This is a genomic window from Alistipes sp. CAG:29 (genome assembly GCF_000435435.1).
GTDB classification, from domain to species: domain Bacteria; phylum Bacteroidota; class Bacteroidia; order Bacteroidales; family Rikenellaceae; genus Alistipes; species Alistipes onderdonkii.
This window is the reverse complement of record NZ_FR893406.1, coordinates 13,065-33,550: the sequence shown is the minus strand read 5'-3', so window position 1 is coordinate 33,550 and position 20,486 is coordinate 13,065. Positions and strand designations below refer to the sequence as shown.

General features: G+C 58.9%; 13 protein-coding genes (1 of these 13 only partly in view). 8 read left to right on the top strand and 5 right to left on the bottom strand.

Features of this window, described 5'->3' with window-relative positions:
• On the top strand, nucleotides 1–345 hold a 345-nt coding region (locus QVP03_RS01445), incomplete at its 5' end, for an amino acid permease (RefSeq protein ID WP_288210591.1).
• A 176-nt stretch (nucleotides 346–521) separates the two neighbouring features.
• Here QVP03_RS01445 and QVP03_RS01440 read toward each other — a convergent pair.
• Nucleotides 522–2,912: a TonB-dependent receptor gene (locus QVP03_RS01440; protein WP_022331901.1), complete on the bottom strand. Its 2,391-nt coding sequence runs from the start codon at nucleotides 2,910–2,912 to the stop codon at nucleotides 522–524.
• A gap of 537 nt (nucleotides 2,913–3,449) precedes the next feature.
• Between QVP03_RS01440 and QVP03_RS01435 the strand changes: the two genes are divergently transcribed.
• Nucleotides 3,450–3,725: a hypothetical protein gene (locus QVP03_RS01435; protein WP_022331900.1), complete on the top strand. Its 276-nt coding sequence runs from the start codon at nucleotides 3,450–3,452 to the stop codon at nucleotides 3,723–3,725.
• 162 nt (nucleotides 3,726–3,887) lie between these two features.
• On the opposite strand, the gene QVP03_RS01430 is transcribed toward QVP03_RS01435, so the two are convergent.
• Nucleotides 3,888–7,085: an alpha-mannosidase gene (locus QVP03_RS01430; RefSeq protein ID WP_022331899.1), complete on the bottom strand. Its 3,198-nt coding sequence runs from the start codon at nucleotides 7,083–7,085 to the stop codon at nucleotides 3,888–3,890.
• Nucleotides 7,086–7,708: 623 nt separating this feature from the next.
• Between QVP03_RS01430 and QVP03_RS01425 the strand changes: the two genes are divergently transcribed.
• The 6 genes from QVP03_RS01425 (at nucleotide 7,709) to QVP03_RS01400 (ending at nucleotide 19,203) form a co-directional block, all read left to right on the top strand.
• A complete protein-coding gene (locus QVP03_RS01425) occupies nucleotides 7,709–8,560 on the top strand; it encodes a DUF6377 domain-containing protein (RefSeq protein WP_369677380.1) in 852 nt (283 codons plus the stop codon).
• Nucleotides 8,561–8,925: 365 nt separating this feature from the next.
• Nucleotides 8,926–11,361, top strand: a complete 2,436-nt coding sequence (locus QVP03_RS01420; protein ID WP_022331896.1) for a hypothetical protein — start codon at nucleotides 8,926–8,928, stop codon at nucleotides 11,359–11,361.
• A gap of 25 nt (nucleotides 11,362–11,386) precedes the next feature.
• Complete coding sequence (locus QVP03_RS01415) at nucleotides 11,387–14,650, top strand: SusC/RagA family TonB-linked outer membrane protein (protein ID WP_022331895.1); 3,264 nt, start codon at nucleotides 11,387–11,389, stop codon at nucleotides 14,648–14,650.
• Nucleotides 14,651–14,670: 20 nt separating this feature from the next.
• Nucleotides 14,671–16,641: a RagB/SusD family nutrient uptake outer membrane protein gene (locus QVP03_RS01410; RefSeq protein ID WP_022331894.1), complete on the top strand. Its 1,971-nt coding sequence runs from the start codon at nucleotides 14,671–14,673 to the stop codon at nucleotides 16,639–16,641.
• A gap of 58 nt (nucleotides 16,642–16,699) precedes the next feature.
• Nucleotides 16,700–18,301 carry a calcineurin-like phosphoesterase C-terminal domain-containing protein gene (locus tag QVP03_RS01405; protein ID WP_022331893.1) on the top strand — a complete coding sequence of 534 codons (1,602 nt, stop codon included), beginning with the start codon at nucleotides 16,700–16,702 and terminating at the stop codon, nucleotides 18,299–18,301.
• Nucleotides 18,302–18,585: 284 nt separating this feature from the next.
• Nucleotides 18,586–19,203, top strand: a complete 618-nt coding sequence (locus QVP03_RS01400) for a nitroreductase family protein (protein ID WP_302579422.1) — start codon at nucleotides 18,586–18,588, stop codon at nucleotides 19,201–19,203.
• Nucleotides 19,204–19,216: 13 nt separating this feature from the next.
• Here the strand turns inward: QVP03_RS01400 and lepB are convergent, their stop codons facing one another.
• The 3 genes in view from lepB to QVP03_RS01385 are tightly spaced (at most 16 nt apart) and all read right to left on the bottom strand, a layout consistent with a single transcriptional unit that may run on beyond the window.
• Nucleotides 19,217–20,083 carry a signal peptidase I gene (gene lepB / locus QVP03_RS01395; RefSeq protein ID WP_022331891.1) on the bottom strand — a complete coding sequence of 289 codons (867 nt, stop codon included), beginning with the start codon at nucleotides 20,081–20,083 and terminating at the stop codon, nucleotides 19,217–19,219.
• Nucleotide 20,084: 1 nt separating this feature from the next.
• On the bottom strand, nucleotides 20,085–20,387 hold the full coding sequence (locus QVP03_RS01390) for a hypothetical protein (RefSeq protein WP_022331890.1): 303 nt from the start codon (nucleotides 20,385–20,387) through the stop codon (nucleotides 20,085–20,087).
• 16 nt (nucleotides 20,388–20,403) lie between these two features.
• Nucleotides 20,404–20,486, bottom strand: the 3' portion of a protein-coding gene (locus QVP03_RS01385; protein ID WP_022331889.1) for an O-antigen ligase family protein. Its footprint extends 1,480 nt past the window's final position; 83 of the gene's 1,563 nt are visible here — the last part of the coding sequence; the start codon falls outside the window, past its right edge; the stop codon is at nucleotides 20,404–20,406.

Sequence of the window (20,486 nt, the reverse complement as noted above, 5' to 3'; positions counted from 1 at the left end):
TTCTTCCTGCTGAGCGCACTAACCGTAGGGCTCTACCTGGTGATGTATATGATGATGTACGCCGCGGGCATCCGCCTGCGCTACACGCAGCCCGGCCTCACCCGCAGCTACCGCGTTCCGGGCGGGAACGCCGGCATGTGGGCCGTCGGGGGCATCGGGTTTCTGGCCGTGCTCTTCTCGTTCATCGTCACCTTCTTCCCGCCGTCGCAGCTGCCCGTAGGCAGCCCGGCCACCTACACGTGGCTGGTAGTCGTCGGCACGCTCGTATTCCTCTCCATGCCGTTCATCATCAGCTTCGCGATGGATCGCAGGAAAGGCGCGAATACCACGGGCAGCGGGAAATAGCCACCGGCACGCCCCGGATCGCACGGAACCGCAGGGGCCGGCATCTCCGCCCCCTGCGGTTCCGTATTTCTCTCCCGACACCTCCCTGCCTGCCGCAGCGGCAGGTCGGCTTCCCAGCCCCGCCCCGGTTATCGCTCCGGATCCGGATATCGCCCAAAGACACGACCCCGGATTCTCTAAAACTCAACGGTGATCCCCAGCGTAGGGATAAGCGACCCGCTCTGCTGCCCGATATACTTCATGCGGTAACGCTGTTCCGCCGCCGGGGCCTGGGGGTTCTCCACCACGCCCGTCGACATCAGCACGTCGGGACGGCGGAGTTTGCTGCCCGTCACGTTCTGCAGGTCGATGTAAAGGCCGAGCATACAGCGGCGGAAATAGAAGGTTTTGTCGATACGCAGGTCTACCTGCGCAAAGGTGTCGAGCCGCCCGTCGTTGTAACGCCCATAGTCATAGTACGGGCGCCCCTGGGCGTCCCAGGCTTCGACCAGCGACGATTTTTCGACATCGTAGGGCGTATAGGGCGTCCCGCCCACGGCGCTCAGGCGCGCCCCGACGCTCCAGTTGCGCGGCAGGTCGTACGTGCCGCTGAGGTTCGCCACGAAACGGCTGTCCCAGGCCGATACGATATACTCCGATGCGGCATCGGCACGGTACTCGCTGCGGAACAGGGTCACCGAACCGACGAGGTTGACCCTCCCGGGTATCTGCCAGCGTGCCATCGCCTCGACCCCGTACGACCGCCCGACGGCCGTCGGGCGCAGCGCTTCGTTGCCAACCACGCCATAGTCGTCGCCTTTGCACGAGAGCGGGATGCCGTCCGAGACGGAAAGCGGGATATTCCCGTATTTCTTGTAGAACCCCTCGACCGAGACGACCAGGCGGTCGCGCAGGCGCCATCCGCCTCCGACGCTGATCATTCCCACGCGCAGGTAGTCCAACGCCTCGTTCACCAGCGCCCCGTCCTGCTTGAACCCCAGGGCCGTATAGGGCGGCAACTGGTAATAAAGCCCGGCGCTTCCGCTCAGCGACCACCCTTTGCCGAGCTGGTATGAGACCGACGCCCGAGGCGAAAGCTGACGCCAGAACTTCGCCATGCGCGCGGAATAGTCGGCCCCGTCGGCACGCACGCCGACCGACGCCGTGAAGCGCTTGTCCGCCGAGGCATAATCCGCGCCGGCGAACAGGCCCCAGCCCACGATCCCCAGCCGGGTACGGTAGTCCGAGAGCACCGCCTCATCGGTGAAAAGCCGCTGCTCGGTACGGTTCGTATAGCCCGAATAGCTCAGCTCGGCACCTTCGCGCACCGTCCAGCGCCCCAGATAGCTGCGGTTTTCAGCGCGCAGCGTGGTCTTCTGCTCCACGGAGCGCAGCCGCAGTGTCAGGTTGTCCTCCGACGAGTCGTCGTTACCGCGGTATTTGAGGTTGCGGTTATTCAGGTAGGTGTGCCCGAGCGACACGGTCTGCACATGGCGGCCCGCATAGTGGCGCCATGCGGCCCCGACGGTGAAGGTCTCCTGGCGGATGCGGGGCAGGTAACTCAGCAGGTACTCGGCATCTTCACCCTCCTCGTCGAGGTTGAGTTTCATGTTGTCGAAGCCCGCCAGCCCCAATACCGTCAGCTCGTCGTGCTCCGAAAGGCGCGTCTTGACCTTCAGCTGCCCGTCGATGTAGTTCGGCAGGAAAGGCAGGCCGATCATCTTGAACAGCAGTTGCAGGTAAGACTGGCGCAGCGAGAAGAGGTAGGAGGTTTTCTCGCCGATATGGCCGCTCCCGCTCAGCGACACCTCCGAAGCCCCGAGCGTCGCCTTGAAAGTCTGTTTCTCGGGATTCCCGTCCCGCAGCCGGATGTCCAGCACCGAGCTCAGCGCCCCGGAACGGTCGGCCGGGAAAGCCCCGGTGTAGAAATTGATCTCGCGGATCAGATCGGCATTGAGGATGCTCACGGGGCCGCCCGTGGCGCCCTGCGTGGCAAAGTGGTTGATATTGGGGATTTCGATGCCGTCCAGATAGAACTTGTTTTCCGACGGGCCGCCGCCGCGTACGATCAGATCGTTGCGATAGCCCACGGGCGAGAACGACACGCCGGGGTACGAACGTACGATACGCGACACGTCACGGTTGGCGCCGGGGCTCTTCTCGATCTCCCGCACCCCGATGACCTGCAACCCGACGGGGCTTTCGGCCGTGGCGCGGAACGGCGAAGGCACGACCGTCACGGCTTCGAGCTGCGTGGCATCCTCCTCCATTTCGATTTCGATGAACGGCGTGGCGGCCGAAACGAGGTATTCGGGCGTGACGACGGTCTTGTACCCCACGGACGAGGCCGAGAGGCGGAAAATACCCGCCTGCACCCGCTCGAGGCGGAAGCGTCCCAGCGAATCGGTCGATGCGCCGCGTTGTTCCTGTCCGACGGGCACTACGGCGGCATAGGCGACCGGCCGGCGCGTCAGGCGGTCGATCACCCGGCCGCTGACGGCATAGGCGCCGCCCTGTGCCCTTACCGCAGAGGCGAGGCACAACGCCGCAAGAGCGAAAAAAAGTTTTATCCGCAATGCAGGAGACATGATTTTGCAAATGTATAAAATTAAGGCGGATTCCCGCCGATCGGGCGAAAAAATTTCGTATGTCCCGAATTTTCCGCACCGGGCTTCCGCTCCAATAATAAAGCCATTTCCACCAGGATGCAATTCAGAACATTATTAATCCGATAACGGAACAAGCGAAAAGACAAGAAAAATCGCTCCGGATTCTTACCCCTTCCGGCAAGGGTATTATTATATTAATATAATAATAAAATCCAATGCAAGTTTTTTTTCGATTTTTTGCATCAAAAAAAACATCACAAAAAGCTTGGATTTCAACATATTGTCCCTACCTTTGCCGACACGATCGCGGCAGTGAACACCCCTGTCGGCAATACAGCCGGATCCGAAAGCAGGCTGTACCGATTATTTTCGACGCAACATATACCGACCATTTTCCCGCCGGACAAGCCGGCAAAATTGCAGTGCATACACACGCTGTCAGGGAGCCGATTCCGAATACTTTGGGTCGTTTAGAATTGATGAAACAAAACTTCAATTATAAAAAAGATAAAAGTTATGAAAAAGCAACATTACACAGCCGAAATCCCAGTTTCCAACCCGTACAATTTTGCCGCGTTCGAAGACCTGATCGCCAACATCCAGTCCGGTTACAACGAAGAAAAAAGGCTGAAGAACGCAGCTTTCGAATTCATGATCAATAAAGGCATATACGTCGACTTCCACGAATGGCTGCATAACCCGGCCCGGCAGCACCAGAGCGAAAATATCCGGGGACGGTTCCGTATGGGTACCGCCGCAACCACCCGGATCGCAAAATTTTTCAGGCGATAAATGCCCCCGCGCCCGCAATAACGCTCCGGCCTGCATTTCAGAGGGCCGTCACCCTATAGCGCATCCCCGGCTACGGATCGTGTGACTACTGAAAAGGGATAGAGAATAAGCCCGTTCCGAAAACATCCGGAGCGGGCTTATCGCATATAGAGTGGCTCCCCGTTATTCGATCACGGGCAGGGCACGCGGCTCGCAGGCCCACCGCGTCCCGTCGATCCGGTTCCCGGAGACCGTAATGGCGAAAATATTGATGTCGGCATCCTCGGGCAATGTCAGCTTTCCGGCTCCGGGGGCGATATCGAACCCGAGCCTGTAAAGGTACGTGAAGGTATAGGCATCGTTCCGGCCGTTCATCTTGTGCCGGTGGTTCCCGATATGGGCGATCGTTCCGTCCTTGACGAACGATTTGGTCTTGCCGGCCCAGGCCCACTGGGCGCGGAAGCCCGAGTAATAGGGCACGACAGCCTCGTATTTGCGGCCGTCGACGTCGAATACGGCCTTGCGGTCGCCCCTGGACGACGATGCGAGGATGTAGACCTTGTTGTAATCGCCCTGCGGCAAATCGACCGTGACGGCCTCCTTGCAGTTCAGCACGTTTTTCACGTCGGGTTCGCCGCGGCGGTATTCGATGCCGCCATGGACGATCACTTCGGGCATGAGCTCGGCAGCATAGGAGTTGCACTCCTTATCCACCTTGGCGACGGACTTGAACGGGTCGCTCGAAATGGAGTTCTGGTTTACAGGGAAATCCACAAAGGCATTCTCGATCGCAGGGGCGGCCACGGGAGCCTCCGCCAGCGTAATCTTATAGGTCTTGGGCGCGAAACGCCCGGCATCGACGAGCAGCCGGTTGCCTTCGAATCGTGCTTCCCCGACCGGCTCCTCGATTCCGTTCACCTCCTCGGCCGAAACGATCCGCACGGGGAAAGCCAGCTCGGCGCCGCGCACCTCCCGGCCCGTTGTTTGGAATACGCGGACGATATAACCGCTGCCGTCCTCGGCCTTCTTAAGCGCCTTGACGGCGATCTGCGGGGTCGAAGCCGCGACAAAAGAGAACCTGCGTCCCAGCTTCCCGGGGTGCTTCGGCGTCGTGAAGCTGAGGAGCGGCTGGTTGAGCAGCTCGCCTTTCTCCACCACCCCGGCGCGGTTATGGTCGCCATCGTGCCCGACGAGCGAGTAAGTCATCGTATGGCGTCCGAAATCCAGATCCCGTTGGTCGGCATAGCGTTTCTCGGTCGAAGGCGTATGCAGCAGACTCAGGCGCAGGGTATTGTCGGCGGGTTTGTCCCAGCCGTATTTCGAATCGTTCAGAACGGCGATGCCATAGTCCCCGTCCGAGAGGTCTGCCCAATGATGGGCGAATGTTTCGTGCGCCCGCTGGTGGTTGGTGGGACGGCGCTGGTTGCCGATGCCGATGTCGTAGACGGCCTCCTCGGCGGAAACGGACATCGGGAATTCGGCCTTGAGCAGGGCGTCGGGCGTCTTCCAGTCAATGTCGGCCACGATATCGATACGCTCGTCGTCCCCGCCGTCGGTCAGGCGGATATACTGCACCAGCCGGGAATCGCCGTACCGCCGTTCTACTTTCAGGGAGGCCCGTGCGGCGCCGCACTCCGCCACGCTGATCCGGACATCCGTATCCACGGGTTCGGGTGTCTGGTCGAGCGTCGCCTTGTGGATCTCCCATGCCGGATAGCGGTTCGACACATTGGGGGTCAGCACCGCAAGGCGGAAGGCCTTGCCTTTTTCGACCAGGTCGCGGCCGTTGCGCTTGTCAATGACCGAGGCGATGTCGCCGTTCGCATCGAGCGTCACCTTATAGACCCAGTTCTCGAGCGTATTGCCCGAGGCCCTGAGCACCTTGCCCTTGCCGGCCTTGCCGGCCCTCACGTCGTATACCGCATAGCTTACGGGTTCCATCGCGGCGGCAAACAGCACGGTCGCCCTGGCACCGTCGCGGGCAACGATCTGCGCAGGAACGGTCTTCCCGTCCGGCGCATAAACGGCCACCCCTTCGGCCTCCGCAGGCAGGTCGACCGTCGCCTCGACAAGGCTCCTGCGCGAATAAGCGGCGGGGTTATAAACCAGTACCGGACTTCCCTTCGCGCGGGTGTCCATTACGGATGCCGCAGCCCCGGCCGAGGCGAGGATCACATCGCAGAATTGCCCCTGCGCCAGGAATTCGTCGTTCCAGGAATAGGTATAAGCCTCCCAAATGCTGGTTCCCGTAAGGTCGTCGTGGAACTGGTGCCAGAGGAAACGCTTCCAGGCATCGTTAAGCGCCTCTTTCGGATAAGGTACGGCTCCCATCCAGTCGGCGATCACGGCCGAACGCTCGGCGGCATCGGCCAACTGTTCGTTACGGCGGTTGTAACGCTTCATCTCGGCCTGGGAGGTATAACAGCCCGGAGCGTGGACGTCGAGAGGCATCTCCCCGACGAACACCGGGAGTTCCGGATGGTTCCCGTAGGGCATATAATCCTCGTAGAGCTGCGAGGACGTGGCGCTGACAAGCTGCACGGGCCCCTTGCCGTTCGTAATCCCCTCCTCGAGCAGCTGGATGCTGCGGGGCAGGGCCGAGCCGCCGTGGTCTCCGGCTCCGTTCGCCAGTTTGTTGCCATAGTACCGGTAAGCGATGCCGAAAGGCGACTTCCGGGCGCTTTCGGCCAATTCCTCGTTGGCGCTCAGATCCCCTTCGGGAAACTCGTTCCACGAATAGCGTCCCGGCTCGAGCGCCACCATGATGCGGGCGCCGTCGACCCCTTCCCAGAGCCCGATCGGAAACGGGGTTTTGGAGTCGCCGACAAGCGGCTCGGTGCGCCACGACAATTTCTGCGTCGAGAAACCGATCAGGCCGCAGTGGTGTCCCAGCGTCGGCATGACCTGGCTGAATCCGAAGCAGTCGGGCAGGAACATATCCTTCGACTTGATGCCGAACTCCTTTTTATAAAACTCCTGTGCAAGCAGGATGTTGCGGATAAACGACTCCGACGACGGCATGTTCGGGTCGTTGGCCTCGAACGAAGCCCCCGAAATGTTCCATCGCCCGTCGGCTACGAATTTCCGGATGCGCTCGAAGAGGTGCGGATAGTACTCCTTGATCCATTCGTACTTGACGGCACCTTCGAAATTGAACACGTAATGCGGATATTTTTCGAGCAGCGCCAGATTCTGCACAGCCGTATTATATAGGTAATCGTCGATCGTGGCTTTCACGTCCCACCGCCACTGCGTGTCGAGATGGGAATTGGAGACCATATAGACCTTGTATTTTTTCCCGGAATCCTGCGCCGACGTATCCGACGGGCTTCCCGCCGAAAACAGCGCGAAGACGATTCCGATAAATCGCATGATTTTCATATTTGCTTGCTTTAATATTGAATGATGGAAAGAGGATGGAAGTTGACCGGACTTCGACTACGTTGCGGACAAAAGTAATAAAAGGCAAGATAAATAACAACATAAACACAACAAATAATCAAAAATAAATTTCCTTTTAATCTCTTTTTAACACTTGTATTAAAATTAAACTTATATATTTGTCATATCTTAAAGCCTAAAAACGATGGAAAAGAAATTCCGGACTCTTTCGGCCTACCTCCCCAGCAGGAGACCGTCCATACCGCCCGCCCTGCCGTTCGCCCTGCAAAACGGGTACGGCACATCCGCGGCCGGTCAGGGTATCGTCGTCGGCACCACCGGCCGTACTTGTCCTGCGACAGCCTCCGGCCGGGTGACTGACGCAACCGCACACCAGGCATCCGGGGATGCCCTAAGCGGCGACTGCAATTGCGCCCCGATGGCCCGGGCCGGCTTTACCGCAGCAACAAGGCTGACGGCGGCATACTGAGACAGCACCAAAAACGCCGCCGCCCGGGCACAACCCGTACAGTCTCGATTTTATAATGTATATTTGTAGTACCACAACCTAACCCTCGACCAGACATGAACCGTCATTTCGCTCTGCTTACCGGCCTTCTGATCTGCTGCTGCGTCCCGAAAAACGACGTTACCGCCCGCACAATGCGTGGGGGGGGGATTTCCCTCTTTTAATTTCGGTAACCGGCAACATCCTGCCGGAGCAAACAATCCGCTACGCCCCGAACGGCGACCAAGCCGGCAAAAGCAACGCTGCCCCCGAGCCGGCAACGGCAGGGGGCACCCACATCCGAAGCCCGCGAAAAAGCAAGGCCGCACTGCCGGCCATCGCAACGGGCGCACTTCTTCTACTGGCGGCCGTCTCGCTCGCCTTCAGGCAAAAACACCTGATCAAACAGTTGCGTACGCAACACGCGCAAACCTGCGCCCGGCTGCACGAACTCAGCGAACAGCTCGCCGCCAGCAGCCTCCGCCACGAAACAGCCACCCGGGCACTCTCCCAGGCCAATACCATCAAAGACAAATACCTGCGTTACTACATGCAACGCAGCACGTTCTACATCAACAAATTAGAACGTCACCGCACACACCTCTACAAGACTGCGCTCTCGTTCGGGCAGGAGCGCCTTTTGCGTGAGCTGCGCTCGCCTACGCCCATCGAGCAGGAATACAAATCGTTCTTCCACGAATTCGACCGGGTATTCCTATCGCTTTATCCCGATTTCGTGGAAAAAGCCAACGCACTGCTGCGGGACGGGGAGCAAATGAAAACGCCCGGCCTCAACACTGAATTCCGGCTGCTGGCCGTGATCCGGCTGGGCATCACGGGCAACAGCGAAATCGCCCAGTTTCTGCATATCTCCATAAATACGGTCTACACCTACCGCAACCGGCTGCGGAACGCCGCCAAATGCCCGCCCGCCGAATTCGAGCGCCGGATCATGGAGATCGTCTGACAGCCGGAAATCGCGCGCCGGCGATTCATACGGGATTCATATAATAACACCCGGGTATCGGAAATAACATGCTTTCCACCAGCCCATTATCGGAAATACGCATTCATATTTCATTTTGATGCTGTTGATACATATTTTCCAAAAGCATACTTTTACAAACAACAAAGCGGAATTTCTTCTGAAATAAACACAAAAGAATACAATAAGAAATCCATAACAACTCTATTTGATTTTCATTCATCTTTCATTTAATATCTTTTTCTCAACCTTTAAAATACAGAGATGCCTATGACAAAGTAAAAACTACGACCGGACTTTTACGAACCATTCATTCATCCAAATATTCAACCCTAAAACTTTCATTTATGAGAAAATCTCTTCATTTTCTTATTTACATGCTTTTTGCCGCACCGCTATTGCTGTGCAGCTCCTGCGGCATCGAGGATGTAGAGGCAGAAGACGGTGCGATCGTATTCGAACTCTATGACACGGAGGGCAACCTGATCGAGGGCCTCCAGAGCATGCGGTTCGGCACGACGGCCACCTATACCTTAAAGAGTGCATTCGTCACCTACACGGTGGCCACCCCGCCCACAGGCTGGAAATGCACCGTGATCCCCAGCTCGCGGAGCTGTTCGGTCACCGCCCCCCCAGCCTCCGACCTGGGAGCCAAGGCCAGCGGCGACGTGGTCATCGAAATACAGTCGCAGGCAGGCCGCACGGAGACCTATACGCTCGCCGTAGCCGCTCTGGAAAACGACATCACGCTCACATTCGACGAAGAGACGACCTCGAAGACCCATGTCTTCTCCTACGGGAAGAGCATGGAATTCGAATTCACCAGCGAGAACACCGCGTCGCTCGACGTAAGCGTCCCCAAGGGATGGACTTACACGGCCGATGTCGATGCGGGTCTGCTGACCGTCACCGCGCCCACGCAGGAGGAGGCCGACCCGGCCATGGAAGGCAGCGTCAAGGTTACGCCGCTGAGCGTCCGCGGAACGGCCGGCGAGGGTGCGTCGATCCCCGTCGAACTCTCGACCAAGTTGCCGATCATCTCCTTTGCCGAGGCCGATTACAAATTCGCCTTCGGCGAGCAGCGCGACATCCCCTGTACCGTCACCAACGTAGCCACGTGCGACATCACGGCGCTCAAAGGCTGGGACATCGCACTCGACATCAAAAATTCGGTGCTCAAAGTCACGGCTCCGGCCGACGGTGCGGACTGCACCGGTGCGGGCACGATAGAGTTCGCAGCCGTTTCGGCGGAAGAGCTCACGGCATCGTTCAGCGTCCGCCTGAGCTGGAAGGGCATCTCAACCCCCGAAGAGTTCGTAGCCTTCGGCAACGCGGTGACCGAAGGGGCGCCGCTCGACGCCTACACCAACGGCGGCAGGATCGTCCTTGTCAGCGACATCGATCTGAGCGCCCTTACCCAAACCAGCTTCGCAGGCTCGGCCGCCAATCCGTTCAAAGGGACTTTCGACGGTCTGAACAATACGATCACCGTCAAGCTGGCGGATCAGGATTCGAAGGAACTCGGCCTGTTCCACACGCTCGATGCAACGGCCGAAATAAAGAACCTCTCGCTGGCGGGCAGCATGTCCGTATCGCAAGCCACCCCGGTAGTAGCCGGCACGCTGGCCGTCTATAACAACGGCGCGGCACTGACCAAAGTCACCAACAAGGCCACACTGTCCTTCTCCGGGGCGAAAACCGTCACCACGGCAGGTTATCTCGGCGGGCTGGTCGGCCTGGCGAACGTCGGTTCGGTCTACACCGATTGCCACAATACCGGCGAATTCATCGTCACGGGGACAGCCCGGACGGAGTTCATCGGCGGCATCGTCGCAGGCACCGCGGACAAAACGGAAGGATCGCTCGTGAACTGCACGAACAAAGGCAATTTCAGCTTCGACTTCCCGGGCGCCGTCGACACCGGCCAATACGGAGGATTGTTCGGCCATGCCGAGAAATCGAACTGGACGTTCAGCAACTGCACCAACGAAGGCACCTTCACCGTCACCTTCGCCGATCCCGGGCACCAGTTCCACTCGCTGGGCGGTATCCTGGCCACCGGCTACGGCGTATTCGACAATTGCGTCAACAAGGGCAAGATCATGTTCAACAACTCCAACGGCACGAAATATCGCCGCACGGGCGGTATCGTAGGCTGCGTCGGATCGGACGCAGGCCTGGGTTATACGCTCAGGATGACCAACTGCCGCAACGAGGCCGACATCGCGGCTTCGACGGCATCGGTCGGCGGTCTGATCGGCATTGCCGAAAAGGTGGCGTCGCCGGCCCTGATCGAAAACTGTGTAAACACGGGTAACATGACCAGCCCCACGATGGCCGACTACGACCTCTTCTACATGGGCGGCATCGCCGGCAAGGTCGCCGGAGCCTTCACGTTGAAAAACTGCATCAACCGCGGCAACCTCACGGCGGCCGTCGAGCGCGACATCGCGGGTATCGCCGTATCCGGAGACGACAATGCCGTTTTCGACGGTTGCGAGAACTACGGCGACATTACGGCAGTGGCCAACCACAAAACCGACAAATGGCGCCCAATCGTGGCCGGCATCGTCGCCATAGAAAACGACAAGGTCACCACGATCACGAACTGCACCTGCAAGTGCACCATCGATGCGACGCTCTACCAGGCGACCAGCGTCGGAGCGGTCTATGTCTTCCAGAAAACCTGGGAAAAGGGTGTCGAAGATAAGAAGACCGTATGCGACGAGGCTTCCAAAACCAATTCGGCGGAAACGACAATCAGAATCACGACAAGAGAGTAAAACCCAATAAGAATACAATACGGTTATGAATAAATATCATATTATAACACTGATATTGTGTCTGTTTTGTCTGGGAGGGGCCGCCACGGCCTCTCCGGACAGGACGGCAGCCGCCCCGGACACCCAGGCGCGTTCTTCGCAGCTGAAGGTCTCGGGTATCATCAAGGATGACGCGGGAAGCCCGCTGATCGGCGTGACCATCGTCGTCAAAGGCACCTCCTCGGGCAGCGTATCGAACTCCGACGGCAGCTATACGATCACGGTTCCCTACGCCGAAGCGACGCTGATGGTCTCCTACATCGGCTATGCCCCGCAGGAGATAAACGTAAACAACCGCACGAGGATCGACATCACGATGGTCGAGGACAGCAAGGCGCTCGAAGAGGTCGTGGTGGTAGGTTACAACGTACAGAAGAAGGAGACCATCACCGGTTCGATCTCGACGATCACCACCAAAGACCTCAAGCAGTCCCCCACGGCCAACATCAACAATGCGCTGGCCGGGCGCATGCCGGGCCTGCTGGTCAACCAGTTCAACGGCGGCGAACCGGGTAACGACGCCGCACAGCTCAACATTCGCGGTAAATCGACCTACGGCAAGTCGGACGTGATCATGATCGTCGACGGTATCGAGCGCGACATGAGCTACCTCTCCCCGGACGAGATCGAGACCTTCACGATCCTCAAGGACGCCTCGGCGACGGCACCCTACGGTATCCGCGGTGCCAACGGCGTGATCATCGTCACGACCAAGCGCGGCCGAAAAGGCGAAAAACCGACCGTCGATTTCAAGGCGTCGGTCGGTGTCAGCGAACCCATCCGTTACCCCGACTACCTGGGTTCGGCAGACTATGCGACCCTCTACAATGAGGCGATGCTCAACGACAACCCCTCGCTGGATCCCGGCTCGGCATCGCTCTTCTCCCAGGAGACGATCAGCAATTTCCGCCGCGCCAAGGGCGACAACTCCGACGGCCTGGGCTACAACTGGGATTACTTCGACTACGCATTCAAACCGTCGATCCTCCAGGATTACAGCCTTTCGGTACGAGGCGGCACCGACCGCGCCCGTTATTTCATCCTCGGCAGCTACTATAACCAGGGCGGCAACTACAAGCATTCGAACTCCGACAACGTCAACAAGTTCCTGCGCTATAACTTCCGCGCCAACGTCGATGTCGACGCCACCAAGCGGCTGAAGATCTCGGTCGACCTGGGCGCCCGCGTCACGGAGTTCAACTACCCGGGCGCCACGGCGGCCAACATCATCTCGCTGGCCAACACGCAGCCCCCCTACCTGCCGATCATCCTGCCCAACAACCACAACGACGTCAACCAGGCCGATTTCGAGGAGAACGGCGGCTACCTGCTCTATGCCGACAACGACTACCGGTACAACATGCTCGGGCAGCTCAACCGCACCGGCTTCAGCAAACGTACGCGCCGCTACCTGCAGGGATCGTTCAAGCTGAGCCACGACCTGGACTTCATCACCAAGGGCCTGAGCGTCGCCGCGCAGTTCTCCTACGACACCTACAACCAGCACACCATCAACAACAGCGTGCCGACCCACAGCACGGGCAACCTGACCTACCCGGGCTATTCGACGTGGATGCTCCCCACCGAATACAGTATCGACGAGTGGAAGAACAACGCCGACTACTGGATCAAGAACGGCACCTATGTAACCGCCAACCAGCGAACCACGGACGATGCGCAAAGCAACAGCATCAGCCACGGCTCGCCCGAAGGGACGTCGCGTTTCCAGGCGCGCCTGGACTACGCCCGCAAATTCGGCGACCACAACGTGTCGGGCATGCTGCTCTTCTACCTGCAGAACAAGGTCATCAGCAACCAGGTTCCCTATCGCTACATGGGATTTTCGGGCCGCGCGACCTACGACTACCGGAACAAGTACCTCTTCGAGTTCAACATCGGTTACAACGGCTCGGAGAACTTCGCCCGCGGCAAGCGCTACGGCGTATTCCCGGCAGGCGCCGTCGGCTGGGTCATCACGCAGGAGCGATTCATGAGGGACGTAAAGTGGCTCGACCACCTCAAGCTGCGCGCATCGTACGGTCTGGTGGGTAACGACCAGCTTTCGGGCAACCGTTTCTCCTACCTGCAATACTACAAGTCGTCGGACGGCATGACCACCTATTTCGGCGAGACCGAGGCCGGCTATACCAGCTACCTGGTCGAGGGCGTGTTCGCCAATCCGAACCTGACGTGGGAGAAGGCCCGCAAGTTCAACTTCGGTATCGACGCCCAGTTCTTCAACCAGCGGCTGACCTTCACGCTCGATGTCTTCAAGGAGCACCGCTACGACATCCTCACTTCGCTCTCGGGGGATGACAAGGTCGGGTTCCCCTACATCGTCGGGCAGGTCGCCCCGATCGTCAACTCGGGTATCGTCGACAACCACGGCGTCGAATTCGAGATCGGCTGGAACGGTCATATCGGGCAGCATTTCCGCTACTACATCCGCCCGAACTTCACGTTCGCACGCAACAAGATTAAATACTGCAACGAAATCTCCTACATCGACAACAACGGCCGCGACTGCCCGTGGCGTTACCAGACCGGCAAACGCCTCGATGAGAATTTCTGCTACATCTTCGACCACTTCGTGGCCGACCAGGGCGAGGCCGACCGCCTGAACGCGATGAACGGCGGCAGCGGATTCGCCATCTGGGGCCCCGTACAGCCGGGCGACGTGGTCTACAAAGACCTCAACGGCGACGGCGTGGTCAACAACTACGACCGTGCCGCCATCGGCAACCCCCGTACGCCCGAGATCCAGTTCGGCATTCCGCTGGGACTCTCCTACAAGGGCTTCGACTTCAGCATGCTGTGGCAGGGCTCGGCACTCTGCTCCGTACAGCTGAGCGGCCCGGCCGTATGGGATTTCCCGCTCTACGACCAGTCGCGTATCGGCAAGGTGCGCCGGATGCACCTCGACCGCTGGACGCCCGAAACGGCAGCTACGGCGAAATACCCCGCCCTGCACTACGGCATCCACAACAACAATAAACAGCAGTATTCGAGCCTCTTCCTCTACGACGCTTCGTACATCCGCCTGAAGAACGTCGAGATCGGTTACACGCTGCCCAAAGCCTGGACTTCGAAAGCCGGCATCCAGAACGTCCGCATCTACGTGCAGGGACAGAACCTGCTCACGTTCGACAACCTGGGCGACGTCGACATGGATCCCGAGATCAAGAACGGCGACGGCAGCTGGTTCCCCGTACAGCGTGTCATCAACATCGGCCTTAACATGACATTCTAACCCAACAAAAACCAATGACAATGAAAAAAATCTTATATCTGCTCTGTAGCTGCTTTGCAGTCACGCTGATGGCTTCCTGCGAGGATTTCCTCGACAAGACCCCGCAGGGCGACAAAACGGATCAGGACATATTCTCGCGTTTCAACGAGACTGAAAGCCTGATCAACCGGCTCTACTTCTACGCCCGCGCCGCCGACCAGCCGCTCGTGCACATCCGTTTCTTCAGCGACTCGGCGCTCACGGACGAATGCGAAGGCTCTTCGGCCGAGAACGGGTGGTCCAACAAGTTCAACGACGGCGACTGGGAACCGGGTTCCCAGCTCTACACCTCGTGCAACGCCACGACCAACTCCGGCGCCTGCCACACCTTCTGGCCCAAACTCTACGAAGACATCCGCTGCGCCAACGTCATCCTCGAAGGTATCGAGAAGTACAACACCCCTGATTCCGAGGCACGACCCGGCACGCTTTCGCAGCGTATCGGCGAGGTGCTCTTCATCCGCGCCTACCTGCACTACTGCGTGCTGAAAAGCTACGGCGAATGCCCCTACGTCGACTATACGGTGAACCCCAACGCACTGCCGCCGTTCGAACGCGAGAACATCCATACGATCGTCGAGAAGATCTGCCGCGACTGCGACGAGGCCTATGCCCGCGTCCCGGCGCAGAACCTGATGGATCAGTTCGGCCGCGTGGAGAAAGGCGCCTGCCTTGCGCTGAAGGCCATGGCGCTCTGGATCGCAGCCACGCCGCTCTACAACGGGTCGACGCTCAAAGGCGACACCCGCAACTATGCGTCGGTCTACCAGTCGTACGACCCCGCGCGCTGGGACGCCGCAGCCGCAGCCGCCAAGGCCGTGATGGATTTCGAGGCCGAGGGGCAGAAACGCTACTCGCTCTACCAGGGTTCGCCCAAAAGCCAGACGACCGACTCGGGCGGCACGGATCAGAGCAACGGCGCGGTTTACAGCCGTCTTTGGGAGCTGTTCCACCGCACGATGAACGACGCCAAGAAGGCCGAATGGATCTTCTTCCACCTCCACTGCAAGACCGTGGGTTACCACAACGACATGTACCCGCCTTCGGCGCAGGGACAGGCACGCGAGGTACCCGTACAGGATCAGGTGGACGAATACGAGGTGATCGGCCCCGACGGCTACGGCTATCCGATCTATGCGCTCAAGCAGAACCACAAGGCGCTCTACGGCAGCCTGATCTCCGAGCAGGACATGGCCAAGGCCTATGACGACGGCAACCCCTACGTCAACCGCGACCCACGTTTCTACCGCGACATCACCTACCACGGCTCCATGTTCAAGGGCAAGTGGATCAACACGGCCACCGGTGCCGACGCCATCAACGCCGCCAACTCCACGTCGACGGGCTACTTCACCCGCAAATATTTCGACGGCTATTACACCAAGGGCATGTCAGGCAACTGGAACTTCGATGCGCCGCTGATCCGCCTGGCGACGATCTACCTGGTCTATGCCGAAGCGGTCACCCGCTCGAAGGGCGCCACCCCCGAGGTCTACAACCTGATGAACGAGCTGCGTGCCCGTTCGTTCATGGCCCCCATCCCGCCGGCCGCGCAGACCAACAAGGAGTTGCTGTTAGACTACATCCTGCGCGAACGCCGCGTGGAGCTCTACCACGAAAAGAGCCGCTTCTTCTCGACGCGGTTCTACCTCGAACCGACCAGCCCCGAAGAACTGGCCAAGGATGCCCAGTGGAGTTCGATCCAGGGGTCGAACGACCAGAAGGCACAGTTGTATTTCGACAAATACGGCGCCTACCCCAAGACGCAGCACCGCATCTGCGGCATGCGCCCCGTGGAAGACCCCAACGGCAAGATATCGGTAGGCGGCAAAACCTACCGCATGGAGCGCTTCTGGAAGGAGGATCGCGTATTCCTCGAGAAGCACTACCTCTTCCCGATCCCGACCGAAGAGTTGCAGCGGGCCAACATTCCGCAAAACCCCAACTGGTAATTGACAATCACCGGCCCGACCGCCCGAACCGGCGGTCGGGCTGACAGTAAAACAGACTATGAAAAACGATTCAATCTTCACACGGCTCCGCAGGACGCTCAGCCTCGCGCTCACGGCCCTGATAGCCGCAACGATGATGGCGTGCGAGGGAGACGACAAAATGCTCACCGAGCTCCCCAAGCCCGACGACGGCAACGGAAACGGCACGACGGAGATCACGCCCGACAAGGGCATCACCCTCTACGGACTGGTAAGCGACAAGGAGGGCAACCCCCTCGAAGGGGTCGTCGTGAGCGACGGGTACAGCGTCGTGGCGAGCGACAAGAAGGGCGTCTACCAGATCGTGCGCGACCCCAGCGCCAAGCACGTATTCATTTCGGTACCTTCGGGCTACGAAATCCCGGCACAGGCGAACTTCGGCTCCTACCAGGGTGCCTACCAGGCAGCCAACTCCGTCACCGGAAGCAGTTCGAAACCCTACCGGGCGGACTTCACGCTCACCAAACTCACCCAAAGCGACAAACGGTTCCTGCTCTTCGGGCTGGGAGACCCGCAGCCCGACAACAGCGACCATATCCAGCGGTTCCGCACGGAAGCCGTACCCGATGTGAAAAAGATCAGCGCGAAATACTCGATCCCGCAGGTCGGCATCGCTCTGGGCGACATCCTGGGTAAAGGCGACGCCCAGACCTTCACCTCGATGAAACGCGCCTTCGGTGAAACGGGCGTCCCGTTCTTCACCACGATCGGCAACCACGACAAGAGTTCGGTGGACTATACGGGCGACACCTACCGCGACGTGCTCGGGCCGCGCTGGTACTCGTTCAACCGCGGCGACGTGCATTTCATAGCGATGGACAACATCATCTTCACCGGCACGGAATACACGGGCGGTTTCACCGACGAGCAGGTGGCATGGCTGGAGAAAGACCTGAGCTTCGTCCCGACGGATAAAATGGTAATCCTCTACTACCACATCCCGCTGCGCGACAACACGGGCTACCTCAACCGCAAAAAGGTGCTCGACATGATCTCCAGGTATAAGAACCCCACCCTGATGTGCGCCCATACGCACTATTTCCAGCCTTACCACATGCGTTCGCACAATATTTTCGAACGCATTCACGGCGGCACGTGCGGTTATTTCTGGCGTTCGACATGCGGAGGCGACGGCACGCCCAACGGGTTCATGGTCTACGAGATCGACGGCACGAAAATCATCGACACCTATTTCAAGGCCTCGCAGCGCGCCGACGACTACCAGATACGGCTCTATCGCGGCAACGCCGAGTTCGCAGGCCCCTATGCGACCTACAAATACGATGTCGGGGCGGACGTGGTCGTAGCCAACGTCTTCACTTCCGGGATGGACGGCACGACCTGGAAAGTCGAACTGTCCGAAGACGGCGGCAAGACGTGGAGCGCCATGACGGCGATGGCGCAGAACTACGGCGACCGCTGGATCCGCGGCTACCACATCGGGGTCAAGAAACATCCGGTGGAAAGCGGCACCAGCCCCTGCTACCACCAATACCAGTGCAAGCTGAAAAATCCCGAAGCGACCGGCATCGTGGTTCGTGCGACCGACAGTTTCAACCATGCCTACACGCAGACGCGCTTCAACGAGAGCAACGATTTCACCGAAGCCGAGGGTTATTGACCCTCCCGGCCGCATCTATCGAGCGGGCAGCCCTGTGGCTGCCCGCTTTTTATTTACACAGGGAGGGAGGGGGCACCGGATAAGAAACGGAGGGACCGTATGAAAAAGGAGGAAGGCGAAGCACGCAAAGAGAACAGGGAACCGCACACATGAAGGAGGGGAAGCGGCCGAATTCCCGGAAAAAGATTGCCGGCACAGCAACCGTTTCCAGGCTATTTTTCGTATCTTTGCCTCACGTCACAAACGGAGGGGCAAAAATGGCAGACGATTATTTAGGCAGAAAAATGGAAGAGTACATGGCCCGCAAGGCATCGGGGCAGAGCAACCGCAGGCCGCTGGCGACATTGGGACGGTTACTGCTGAAAAACCGCAGCCACCGCGGTTACGACACCGGGTTCGTCGTACGCGAGGATCAGCTCCGGCGCATGATCGAGGTAAATACCAGGATCCCCTCGGCGCGCAACCAGCAAGTGCTCCGGTTCCGCCCCGTGCTGGCGGACGAAGCCCACAAAGTCCTGCCGCACATCCGCCTTGGCGGAGCCCTGCCCGCACTCCGCCTGCCCTTTCCGGGTACCGAGCCGAATGCCTTTATCATCATCTGCTCGACGGTCGAAGAGAACCGCTACGTCGACATGGATTTGGGCATCTCGGCCCAGAGCATGCTGCTCCAGGCAGCGGAGATCGGCCTGAACGGCATCTGCATCGGCGCATTCGACAAGGAGCGGATCAAACAGGAATTCCACCTGGCCTACGAACCGCTGCTGATCCTCGCCGTCGGCAAAGGCATCGAAAAGATCGAATTGGTGCCCATAGGCCCCAGCGACAGCCACACCTATTACCGCGAAAACGGCACGCATTACGTCCCAAAACTCCGCGCCGAAGAGTTGACAATCAAGGAATGATCCGCCCGTCGGTTCATTCGACCGCCTTCCACCATCGCCCGGGACGTTCCACCCCGGTGAGGGGATCTTCGGAATAGGTAATGCGGCAGGCCACACCGATGATGAACTCCTCGGGAACAAAGCCTAAATAGCGGCAATCCTTAGAATTGATTACATTGTCGCCGCAGAAGAAATAATAGTTTTCCCGGAATTCATAGGTCGAGATCGCCTCGCCGTCGAGCCGCAGGAGGTTCCCGTCGCAGGTCAGCGCCCCGCCTGTCTCATATTCCACGACAAGTCGGTACAGCTCATAATTCAGTGAGTCGAGTTCGACCCTGTCGCCGGCACGGGGAATATATAGAGGTCCCATATTTTTGATCGTCCACCCGTAGCGCCGGTCATCGAAAGGCAAGGCGCGCAGTACGTTGGGCGGCAACAACGAATCCGGAATCGCAGCCAGCCGTCCCTGCTGCACGGCATCGCCGATAACCCCCTTGTAACGATTATTACAGAAATATCCGTTCCGGATGGCAATGCTGTCGCCGGGCATCCCGACACAACGTTTGGCATAGACATAGTTGATCCGGAACTCTATGCGATCCCGGTCGTACCCGTGCGGGGCATTAAAGACCACCACGTCATTGACACGCACCCCTCTGAGGCCGGGCATGCGGAACGAACGGAGCGGAACATCCTGCCGGAACTCGAGTTTGCTGTAAATGCGGCTCCCGGCAAGCAGTTTATTGACCAGGATCCGATCCCCGGGCAACAAGGCCGGCATCATCGACTCCGACGGGACGACGAACTGGTCGCAGCAGAAAATCCGCACGAGCAGCCATCCCGCGAAAAGCATGCAGGCACTTGCGGATACCCAAAAGATATAGTTGAAAACCCGTCGCATATTACTCCCGTATTTCGCCCGAAGGGGGCATTTCCAACAATTTGCGCAGTTCTGCCTGCATCTCCCGCGTCTGTACCGATTCGACCTTGGGCTTATGCGCAATGACCCGGCATGCCGTGGCGAACGCCTTTTCCGTCTGCCCATCCGCAAGGTAGAGTTTCGCAAGCAGGTAAAGCGGGTAAACCCGATCCGGGATCATACGGTGCGCATGGAGATAGGCCAGCTCGGCAGCCGCGACATCCCCCAACATTTCGTAATTTCGCCCCGCGATATTCCAGAACATCGGGTCGCTGCTGATCCGCATCCCCTCACGCAGGATTTCATTGCTTTGCCGGTAGCTGCCCGTTTTGTGCAGCGCATAGCCGTAGTCGTATAAAAACCGAAAGTCGCCCTTCAGAGCGTC